Below are 10,670 nucleotides of genomic sequence, written 5' to 3'. Positions count from 1 at the left end.
TCAGCCGGAGGGCAGGGAACCGGTCATGAGCTGGTACATCCAGATGAAGAAGCCGTACCCCCCGACAACGGCAACCGCGAGAATGGGCGCCGTAATGACCGTAAGGAAGAGGAATGCCCGCAGTTCCTGCGCTTTTGTTGCCGGTAGCTGTCTATCGTCCATATCTCTCCGTTTGTCCCGTGATGTGACGGTAGGGATGGCCGAGCCGTTGTGCGCCGCCTGCATTCAGGGTGGCGCGGAAAACGCGGACGGTTATAGGTGAGCGGGCCCGGCCAATAGGTATTTTGGCAATATAGATACTCGGGGAATCATGATGGTTCCCTTCCGCGAGACAAAATGGCACGCATAGACGATGCCGGAATGCAAGGGGCGCTTATTTGCGGGGCTTCAGCGCGTTTCCAGGCTCGGCGAGGGTGCACGCCATCAGCCGCCACATCGCATCCTTGATCATGGCAAGCGTGATACGGCCCTTGCCGCGTTCAAGGTAGTAGCGGTACCCGAGGAACTCGATGCCGGTGACCATCAGTTCGACCAGGAGGCGGCTCTGCACCTTGGCGCCGCTCGACTCGATGGTTTTCGTATAGAGGTCGACGATGCGTGCGAGGACCTGCGGACGCAGCTCGGAAACCGGGGAATACGGGTCGTGAAGCTCGACGTAGAAGGGGCGAAGCAGCGGCCCCATGCTTTTTGCCCAGTCCAGGTACAGCTCGACCGCATGGGCCATCTTCTGCTCGATCGGCGCCTCGGCCGGAATGCGGGTGACGAGGCGATCGACGAGTCCGTGATGCGCCCCGGCGATGACCAGGCGCAGCGGCTCGTCGACGTTGCTGAAATGCCGGTAGAAGGTGGGACGCGAGAGCTCGGCCTTTTCCAGGATGGCCTTGACACTCAGCGCGTGGTAGCCGGTTTCGCCATAGGCCGCAGCCGTCGCATTGAGGAGGCGGTTGCGAATCTCGGCCTGGTCCGCTTCACTCTTTGTCGGACGGCCGCGAGGGCGGGAGTGGTTGTCTTCTGGCGTGGCTGATCGCATCGCAGTCTGCTGGTCGGGACCTGGAAAACGGAGGGCGCTTGTGGCGCTGTCCGGCTGTTACCGCATTTTAACAAAGCGGCAACTGCATTATGAAATCTCAAGAGTGGTGCACCGATGCTGCACCGTGCCTTGAATTAAAGTGACAGTGCTGTTACTTTAATTCAGCCGGGCCCCGAAAAACGGTCAAAGAACCGCCGCGCCGGCATCAAGAGAGTGGGACAAACCAACACCAATGGAGACAATCAATGACAAGCAGACCGGTCAGGTCCGCCTGGCTTGCGGCCGCGCTTTGCGCCGCAGCCGGCGCCTTCGCTGCAACTGCCTCGGCACAAACCAGCTTCTCCGCCACGTATAGCGGCGCCGGCATCAACGGCGGGAGCTGCACCAGCACCTACAACATCTCCGGCATGGAGCCGGCGGACACCGGGACCCATCCCGTATTTGTGTACATGGTCGGCACCGCCGAGACTTATACGAATGCGGCCGCGATGGAGGCGGTCCGGCGCATGGCGGCCAAGGGCTACGTCGCCGCCACGATCGAATACGCGAGCTCCCAGTTCGGCACATGCTCAGTCATCAGTGGCAAGGCGTCCTGCGTTTTCAACCCGGCCAACGCCGCGAGCGCCGTCTCCCAGCTGTGCTCGCGCGCGAGGGCGGATTGCTCCAAGGGCATTGTGGTGGCGGGCTTTAGCCAGGGCTCCATCATGGCAATCCTCGCAAAGAATTTCGATGCGCGCGTACAGGCGGCGTACGGAATCGGGGCCGGTGTGCAGTATTCGGCCTATGATCTCCGATCCTGCGTTGCCAACGGCAACCGCGTCCTGCATAGCGACCGCCTGCGCGCGGTCAATGGGGAACGGGACAACTTCAACGGCGGCACGGCCTCGGCGGCGCGCAGCCAACTGCAGGAACTGACCGGCCTCAACTGCGGGTCCACTGCCTATGGCTGCCTCAGTCCGAACAACAGCGGCTGGCTGATCGTGAAAAACGCCCAGGTTGCCGACCGTTCCGCCGATCACTGCTACATGCGCCGCTCGGGAGACTGCCTGGGCAGCCAGAACAGTCTTGATGCCGGCTGGCAGGGCGGCACCACGAACTGGCAGCTCGAATCCAACCTCCAATGGCTCACGACATTTACCGCGAAGTAAGCGCAATGCGATGACCCGTGCAGCAAAAGGCTTGCAGGTCCTGGCAGTCGCCGCACTGATGGCATCTGTCATCGGCGGCGCGTTGCTTGCGGGGGGCGAAGTGCCTCCCGCTGCAGCGGCGCGCGAACCGGACTTCTTTGCTTTCGTGCGCCCGCTGCCGCATTCCATTACTCCTGAAAGCCAGCATCGGGAGCCCGCTCCCGACCCACGCTGGCGTGCCATCTTTGAACGTCACCTGGAATTGGCTGGCGAAGGGCCCGGTACCCATGAAGCAATCGCGCGCGAGTCCGGTGGGTTAACGCCTGCGGCGCGCGACGCTCTGGACAAGTACCTCCGCTATCGCCGGCAAATGCGTCCGCTTCAGGCGGCGATTGACGAGGGGCGCGATGTCCCGGGTTCAATCGCAGCGCTGCAAGCGCTGCGTGCCGAGCTCTTTTCTTCTGTGGAGCGCGAGATGCTCTTCCCGGCTGACGATGCCTATGAAGGGTTCCTGCTCGCGCGACAAGCGCTCATCGCCGATGCCACTCTCGGCGACGATGAACGGCATCACCGCCTCCTACAACTGGAGGCGTCTCTTTCTCCTGAAACAAGACAAGTGGAAGAAATGCGCGGCGGCATCGTGCGCCTGGCGCCCTCACTGCAGCCGGGGGACGAGGAGGACGTGTATCGGCTCGCCCCCGGGCAGTGACGGCAGCCTGTTGCTACCCGCGATCAGCGGGTAGTCGACGAAGTGCCTGACGGCGAAGTCGTTCCATAAGGCTGCGTCGCCGACGATCCCGATCCTGACGTGCTGTCGGACGAAGTCGAGCCGCTGCCGGAGGACGTGCCTGAACCGGTCGTCGAGCTGTCCGTCCCTGACGTGCCGGACGTTCCCGTGCTCGATCCGCTGCCGCTACCCATCGTACCGCTGGTCGATCCGGAGCCGGAGGTGGAACTGTCCATGCTGGATGTGCCGGAGGTCGAACTACCTGTTCCAGAGGTTCCCATTCCAGAAGTACCGCTTCCTGATGTTCCGGACGAGGTGCTGCTGTCCGTCGTGCCGGTACCCGAAGACGACGTGCCCGATGTGGAGCTGCCCGAGCCCGAGGTGCCGGAGCTGCTTGTGTCGCTGCCTGAGGTTCCCGAGGTTGAACTGCCTGATCCGTAGCTCGGCGTCGACGGTGTGCTCAAGCTTCCCGAGCCGCTTCCCGAGGAGGATGTGCCGCTCGACGGCGAGCTGCCGCTCGTGCTGGAACTGCCGGACATGTCGCTGCTTGACGAGCTGCTGCCGGACGTGCTGCTGCCGCTCATGCCCGAGCTGCTGGAGGAACTGTCGCTCTTTGGCGTTTCCACCGTGGTCGTCGTCGTAACCGTTCCCGATGCGCCGCTGCTGGGCGAGGATGAACTGGCGCCGGACGAAGAACTACTGGCCTTGGACGGATCGGTTGTTGTCGTGGTAGTCGTGGTTTGCCCGAACGTCATCGTCGCCGTTCCGAGCAGCGACAGAAAGATTGCAATAGGTAATTTCTTCATGTTCGCTCCTAGTTTGATTTGGATTCGAAAGACCCCGGAAGGTAAGGATTTAGACTTGAAATTGTTGACAGGTTCGCAGTTTTTCAGCATCGGAACGCTGAGGGCGAGCAGATTGACTCCTGTCATTGCTCCGTGGATTGCAAGATCGGTCGCTGCGCTGCACTGGAGAGCGATGTACCATTGGAAAATTTCTTGAGCGGGAGACGCGTGATGACGGAAGGGTGCGGCAGGATGGGCAGTCGAAGCAGTGCCGCAGCCGTCAGTCGGAATGCGGCATGAACATGCAAAGCGCACCGGTCGCGGGGAAGTCCTCCATGCTTGCGGAGGGGCAAGCCAGCGAGGCGCCGTTTCGAACGGTCTGGGAAACCGACCACCGTGGCATGAACCATTACCAGAGTCCTTCGTGGTACAGGTACGTTGGTGAGGGATTCGGCAGTTCATTCGGCGAGGATTGGCTGCGCTTCTATCACCCGGCGGACCGGGAACACTTGACGTCGGAATGGGAAAAGAGTCTGCGTACGGAAGGCGAACATCCCTACGACATCGAGGTACGCATTCGTCGCCATGACGGCGAGTACCGGTGGTTCCGCGTCACGGGGACGCCGCAGCGCGCCCGGGACGGAAGCGTCGTCAAATGGGCCGGCAGCTGCACTGACATTCACGACGAGAAACTGGCACGGCTTGCTTCCGACACGCTGGAGTCGCCCCCGGACACGCCTTCAACGCAGGCGGACACAGGACGTCGGCGCGGGTGGGGACGCGTGCGGCTCGGCGCGCTTGAAACACGCCTCTTCCTGATCGTCCTTGCCGGCTTGCTGCCGCTGGTCGTGCTGTCCTTCGTTACCTTGTCCTACAACGCACGCGTCCAGCGCAGCGAGCTGATCGAAGCGAACAAGGACACGATGCGAGCGGTCATTACCGCCGTCGACGCGGAACTCTCCATGTCCCTCGCTGCCCTGGATGCGCTTGCGGCCAGTCCGCGTCTCGCGACGGGCGACATTGCCGGGTTCCACAAGGAGGCGAGGGAATTGCTGGCGCATCGTCACGGGTGGCTCAACGTCGTGTTGTCCGACCGGTCGGCGCAACAGGTGATGAACGCTTACCTGCCGTTCGGTACCCCGCTTCCCGCGAGAGTGGATCCCGCTTCGATTGACGAGACGGTGCGCAGCGGGACACAGGGTGTCGGTGATGTCATCCTGTCCCCGGTCCTCAAGCGGCATGTCTTTTCCGTACGCGTACCGATCATGCAGGATGGCGCCGTACGTCACGTGCTCACCGCCGTCATCAGTCCCGACAGCATCCGCAACATCCTGGAACGGCAACGGATACCGGAAGAGGGCGTCGTTGCCATTTTCGACAAGCGGTATTCGATCGTCGCGCGCACAATCTCGCAGGATGAATGGGTGGGGAAGAAGCCCTCGAAGGGTTTGCTGGAGCTGCTGGAACAGGGCGGCGACGGCGGGTTCGCGGCGACGAAGACGCTCGAGGGGCGCGAGGTTTATTCGGTGTACTGGCGTTCGCCGCTATCCGGATGGTCGGCGGCGGTCGGCATTCCCTCCGAGGTGATCGATTCGCCGATCCGGCGTTCCTACGTGCTGCTCGGCGGCGCAATCGTGATATCGCTCCTGCTTGGCTTGTGGGCAGCATACCTGCTCAGCCGCACGGTATCGCGTCCGTTGCAGCACCTGGCAAGGGCCGCGGCGGCGATGGGGCAGGGCGAGCTGCCGGCGGTGCCGCGGTCCGACCTGCCGGAGGTGCAAGAAGTGGCATCCGCGCTGTCGATCGCCCATGTGGAGCGCGAAAAGCTCCTGCAGGGAGAGCGCAATGCGCGTCTTCTGGAGCAGGAAGCCCGGTTGCTGGCCGAGAATGCCAACAAGGCCAAGGACGAGTTCCTTGCCATGCTTGGACACGAGCTGCGCAATCCGCTCGCGGCCATCACTACGGCCTCGGAAATCCTCGACCTCATGGACCAAGCTCCGTCGCGCGACAAGGAGGCAGCAGGCGAGGCGCGGGCCATCATCCGCAGGCAGGTGCGTCATCTCGCGCGCCTGACCGACGATCTCCTCGATGCAGGGCGTGTCATCCTCGGCAAGATCAGCCTCGAGCGCAAGGCCGTGGACCTTGCGTCGATCGTCCATGCAGCCGTAGAGACGCTGCGCGGGACAGGCCGGCTGGGAGAGCTTGTGCTGCATGTGCACCTGGAACAGGCGTGGGTGGAGGGCGATGCGACGCGGCTCGATCAGGTGGTCGCGAACCTGTTGGGCAATGCCGTGAAGTACACGCCCGCACCGGGCAACATCTGGGTGTCGCTCTCACGCCGCGAGGGCGAGGCCGAACTGCGGGTGCGCGACAACGGCCTGGGGCTGGAAGCCGATCTCCAGCCACGGATCTTCGATCTCTTCGTTCAGGGAAAGCGCTCGCTGGACCGTTCGCAGGGAGGTCTCGGTATCGGCCTCACCCTGGTGCGCCGCCTGGTCGAACTGCACGGCGGGCGCATCGAGGCAAGAAGCGAGGGCGCGGATAAAGGCAGCGAATTCATTGTGACGCTTCCCTCCATTCCCGCGCCGGAGCATGTGGCGCCTGCATTCCTGACGGGGACGGCGCACGCGCCGCGCACGATCGTCGTCATCGAAGATAACCGCGACGTGCGCGCCGGCCTGCGCGCGGCGCTGGAACTGGACGGCCATCGTGTCATCGAAGCGGACGATGGCCCCGCGGGGATCGACGCCGTGCTGCAGGAAGAAGCGGAGATCGCGCTCATCGACATCGGGTTGCCGCGCGTGGATGGCTTCGGCGTCGCTCGCGCACTGAGGGAACGCGCCGTTCACAACGTGCGGCTCATCGCCATGTCCGGCTACGGGAGCGAGGATGACATGAATCGTGGCAAGCTCGCGGGCTTCGATGCCTATCTTGTGAAACCGGTGGATATGGGGGCGCTGCAGCGGGTCATGACGGAGGGTTAGTGGAGCCGGCGCAGGCTTGGCTCCATGCTGTCCCTGCTTGCACGCGATGTGCCAAGCAACTGCTCGAACTGTTCCGCCGGCACCGGCTGGGAAAAGAGATATCCCTGCCCGTAATCGCAGCCCGCCGCCACCAGGAGGTCGCGTTGCTCGTCGGTTTCGATGCCCTCTGCAATCACCTTCAACCCCAGCTTGTGCGCCATGACGATGATGGATTCCGCAATGGTCTGGTTGGTCGGATCGGTCGTGATGTCCCGGATGAAGGATTGGTCGATCTTCAGGTAATCGATATCGAACTTCTTCAGGTAGCTCATCGAGGAATAGCCGGTTCCGAAGTCGTCGATGGCCACCTGTATGCCCGCGTCGCGGTAGCGCAGCAGCGTGTCGGCGACGTTGTCCGCGGCATGCAGGAGCATGCCTTCGGTAATCTCGACGGAAATGGCGGCGCCGGGCAGGTTCATGCGTTCAAGATAAGTCAGCCAGCTTTCCCCGGAATGCGACATGAACTGCAGCGGCGACTTGTTGACGGCGATCTGGAAGGGCGCTTTCATGTTCGCGCTCCAGCGGCGTGAGCAGTTTGCCGCTTCGCGGAAGACCCAGTTGCCGATATCGGTAATCATGCCCGACTCCTCGGCCAGGGGAATGAAGCGGGAGGGTTCGACCGAGCCCATGCGCGGATGCTTCCAGCGCAGCAAGGCTTCGGCCTTCACGATCTCGCCGGTACGCAAATCGACCACCGGCTGGTAATGCACTTCCAGCTGGCCGCGCGCGAGCGCACTGCGCAGCTCACTCGCCAGGCGCAAGCGCAGGTGCGCCGACTCGTCCATTGAGCGCGTGAAGTAACTGAACTGGTTCTTGCCGGCGTGCTTGGCGGCGTACATGGCCTGATCGGCCTTGCGGATCAGCTCTTCCGATGTGGTGCCGTCGTCGGGGAAGATTGCCACGCCGATGCTGCCCGAGACATAGGCCGACTCGGTATTCAGCTTGAATGGCTTGCTGAGCGAATCAAGCAGCTTCTGCGCCAGATGCTCCACATGACTCAGATGTCCGAGCGCGGTCAGGATGATGGTGAATTCATCCCCGCCAAGGCGGGCCACGGTATCCGACACGCGCACGCAACTGGTTATCCGCTGCGCGGCCTCCTTCAGGAGCAGGTCCCCGGCATCGTGACCGAGGAGGTCGTTGACCTGCTTGAACCGGTCGAGGTCGATGAACATCAGGGCTACTTTCGATCCCTCGCGTTCGGCATTGACCACCTCCCGGTTGAGACGGTCCCGGAAGAGCCGGCGATTGGGCAGCCCGGTCAGGGCGTCAAAATTGGCATGGTGCCAGATGCGTTCATCGGCTTCCTTGCGCTCCGAAATGTCCGTGATCATGCCGGTCATGCGCACCGGTTCGCCGCGCGCATCCCGCGCCACGACAATGCCGCGCGACAGCAGCCATTTGTAACTGCCGTCATGGCAGCGCATGCGGTACTCGCAGGAGAGCGTGCCGCCGTCGCGCAGGCAATCCTCGGTTGTGCGTTCGAGCTGCACGGCATCATCGGGATGGATCAGTTTCATCCATTTGCGCACATTGTCGGGCATCGCATCGTCCGAATAGCCCAGTATCTCTGTCATGCGCGGAGACAGTTCGACACGTCCATCCTTTACGTACCAGTCCCACACCCCGTCGCCCGTGCCGGCCACCGCGAGGCTCAGGCGTTCTCCGGTCACACGGAGTTCCTGCTCGGCGCGGCCGCGCTCCACGGCATCGCGGGCGCGGGCAGCCGTTTCTTCGATCAGTTGGACCGCTGCTTCCGCCCACTCATGCCGCTCGCAGCACAGGACGACGAATACGCTGCGCAGGCGCCCGTGGCGAATCAGGGGGACGGACACGCCGGCCAGCGCGTCGATCTCCTTGAACAGCGATGGCCGGATGCCGGCAACCTGTTCGTCTTTGGTGATATCGTTGATGACAACCGTCCTTCCCGAACGCAGCGTGCGCACGACATGCTCGCCAAAGTCATTCAGGCGCCAGTACCCCGAAAACCGCCGCTTGCCCTTGCTGTAAGCGGCGCGGATGACCAGATGGTCTTCGTCATCCTCGAATTCCGCGAAATACACGTAGTCCGCCGACAGTCGTTCACCCAGCATGTGGCAGACGGCGCGCGGAATCTCTGACGGATCGGTGACGTCGCGAAGGCAGGCGTCCAGACGCAGCATGAAGGTTTGCCGCTCTTCGTTCTGCTTGCGCTCGGTGATGTCCTCAATCACCGTCACGTTGTACTTCACGGTGCCGGCTGTTTCGTCGACGATCGAAGTGGAATTGATTCGCGCCCACATGATGCTGCCGTTCTTCCGCAGGTAACGCTTCTCGACTGTGAAGCTCGGAATTTCACGGCTGATGGATTGCCGGAATGCCTCGAGGCCGATTTCCCGGTCGTCAGGATGGGCGAGGTCCACCATCGTCATTCGCGTCAACTCGTCGGGCGTGTAACCGATCATTTCGCAGAACTTCCGGTTGACCAGGCGGAAATGCCCGTCCGGCGTGATGTGCGTGATGCCGATGCCGGCATGCTCGAAGGTCGCGTTGAAGACGTCTGCATTCTCCCGCAGGGACTGCTCCGCAAGTTTCGCATGGCTCGTGTCTGTCACGACGCCAAGGATGCGGGTACACGGCCCTCCCGCCTTGCAAAAACCTTCGCCGATGGCAGTGACGTAACGGATGCGTGAATCGGGCAGGCGAATGCGGAAGTCGACTTGCAGGCGCGGCTCCTGTGCATTCAGGTTGTTGATGATGCCCCCGATGTGGTCGCGGTCCTCGGGCAGCATGCGTGCAAAATAGTCCTGCGACCGCCGACCTTCATTGCCTGAAAGGCCGAAGATCTCGCGCGTACGTTCGGAATAGATGATCCGGTCGGCTTGCAAGTCCCAGTCGAAGGTGCCGAGCTGGGCGATGTCGAGTGCCGTACGGAAACGTGCTTCACTCTCGCGAAGGGATGTCTGCGCGCGCGCACGCTCCACCGCGTCCCAGGCCAGTGCCGCGACTTCCTCGACGCAGGCAATCTCGCTTTCACTCCAGGAGCGGGGTTGGCTGCAGTGCACATAGAAGCCGCTTCGCCAACGCCCGCGCCGGACGATGGGAACGCCGATGCAGGAGCGCACCCCGAGGGACGGAAAGAGGGAATCCACGGTGAGCGGATCGTCAAGAACGTCGCGGACCGCCATGACACGGCCTTCATACGCTCCGGCACGCATGCCGGAACCTAGTGCCGCTTCCGGCAGATCCCTGTCGATAGGCGCAAGCGAGCCATCGGTCCAGGTGACGGTATGCCGCAACAAGTGATCCTCGGTCCATTCGGCGAAACCGGACCGGTTGACGCCGAGATGGCGGCCGACCGTCTCGGCCGCGGCCTGCATGATGTCCTCCGGATTCTTCAGGTCGCGCAGCAATTGCGTCATGCGGAGAAGGGCCGCATGACGATCGCTCGTCGCCTGAAGCGCCGCGCGCGAACGGACTGCATTGGTGGTGTCGAATCCGACGGCGAGAATGCCCGCGATCCTGCCGTCGTCCCCCCATAAGGGGCTGTGGCTGTGGGTAAAATAAAGTTCATCGACACCGTTATCGCTGCGCAAGACGTCGTACGAACTGTCTACCGCATAGGTGGCATGTCCATGCATGGCTTGTTCGAAGATGACGCCGAGCTTGTCCCAGACTTCGAACCACCATTCCTTGGACGGTCGCCCAAGCGCGCCTGGATGCTTGGCGCCGAACACCGGGATGAAGGCGTCGTTGTAGATGCAGACAAATTCCCGGCCCCAATGCACCGCCATGGGGAGCCTTGAGTGCAAGACCGCGCGAACCCAGGTCTGGAGAGATTGCGGCCAGGCTTCAGGTGGGCCAAGCGGATTCGACTTCCAGTCCGTCGCGCGCAAAAGCTGTCCGCATGCGCCGCCGCCTTCCAGGCAGGAAAGAGGGGGAGATGCGTTGTCCGGCATGAATGGGCTAGCGTCGTGTTCCACGGAAAATGGCGGCAAC

At 62.7% G+C, this 10,670-nt stretch carries 8 protein-coding genes; 5 read left to right on the top strand and 3 right to left on the bottom strand.

Annotation, left to right across the window (positions count from 1 at the left end; all coding sequences use genetic code 11):
• Together ACNOHI_RS22515 and ACNOHI_RS22510 are read right to left on the bottom strand one after the other, a co-directional pair.
• A complete protein-coding gene (locus ACNOHI_RS22515) occupies window positions 1-162 on the bottom strand; it encodes a periplasmic nitrate reductase, NapE protein (protein WP_420476958.1) in 162 nt (53 codons plus the stop codon).
• A gap of 211 nt (window positions 163-373) precedes the next feature.
• Complete coding sequence (locus ACNOHI_RS22510) at window positions 374-1,030, bottom strand: TetR/AcrR family transcriptional regulator (RefSeq protein ID WP_420476957.1); 657 nt, start codon at window positions 1,028-1,030, stop codon at window positions 374-376.
• Between the two features lie 245 nt (window positions 1,031-1,275).
• Between ACNOHI_RS22510 and ACNOHI_RS22505 the strand changes: the two genes are divergently transcribed.
• From ACNOHI_RS22505 to ACNOHI_RS22485, 5 genes are all read left to right on the top strand, one after another.
• Entirely contained in the window at window positions 1,276-2,178 is a 903-nt protein-coding gene (locus ACNOHI_RS22505) for an alpha/beta hydrolase family protein (RefSeq protein WP_420476956.1), read from the top strand.
• A 10-nt stretch (window positions 2,179-2,188) separates the two neighbouring features.
• On the top strand, window positions 2,189-2,866 hold the full coding sequence (locus ACNOHI_RS22500) for a lipase secretion chaperone (RefSeq protein WP_420476955.1): 678 nt from the start codon (window positions 2,189-2,191) through the stop codon (window positions 2,864-2,866).
• A 99-nt stretch (window positions 2,867-2,965) separates the two neighbouring features.
• Window positions 2,966-3,325 carry a hypothetical protein gene (locus ACNOHI_RS22495; protein WP_420476954.1) on the top strand — a complete coding sequence of 120 codons (360 nt, stop codon included), beginning with the start codon at window positions 2,966-2,968 and terminating at the stop codon, window positions 3,323-3,325.
• A 15-nt stretch (window positions 3,326-3,340) separates the two neighbouring features.
• Window positions 3,341-3,886 (top strand): hypothetical protein, encoded by a 546-nt coding sequence (locus tag ACNOHI_RS22490; RefSeq protein ID WP_420476953.1) that lies wholly within the window; start codon window positions 3,341-3,343, stop codon window positions 3,884-3,886.
• A gap of 79 nt (window positions 3,887-3,965) precedes the next feature.
• Complete coding sequence (locus ACNOHI_RS22485) at window positions 3,966-6,653, top strand: ATP-binding protein (protein WP_420476952.1); 2,688 nt, start codon at window positions 3,966-3,968, stop codon at window positions 6,651-6,653.
• Here ACNOHI_RS22485 and ACNOHI_RS22480 read toward each other — a convergent pair.
• Window positions 6,650-10,630: an EAL domain-containing protein gene (locus ACNOHI_RS22480; protein WP_420476951.1), complete on the bottom strand. Its 3,981-nt coding sequence runs from the start codon at window positions 10,628-10,630 to the stop codon at window positions 6,650-6,652. The genes ACNOHI_RS22485 and ACNOHI_RS22480 overlap by 4 nt on opposite strands.
• Window positions 10,631-10,670 lie beyond the last annotated feature (40 nt).

The sequence above is a fragment of the Noviherbaspirillum sp. ST9 genome (assembly GCF_048799745.1).
Classification (GTDB): Bacteria; Pseudomonadota; Gammaproteobacteria; order Burkholderiales; family Burkholderiaceae_D; genus Noviherbaspirillum.
Note: the sequence above shows the minus strand (reverse complement) of the source record. Positions and strands in the feature narration are given on the sequence as shown.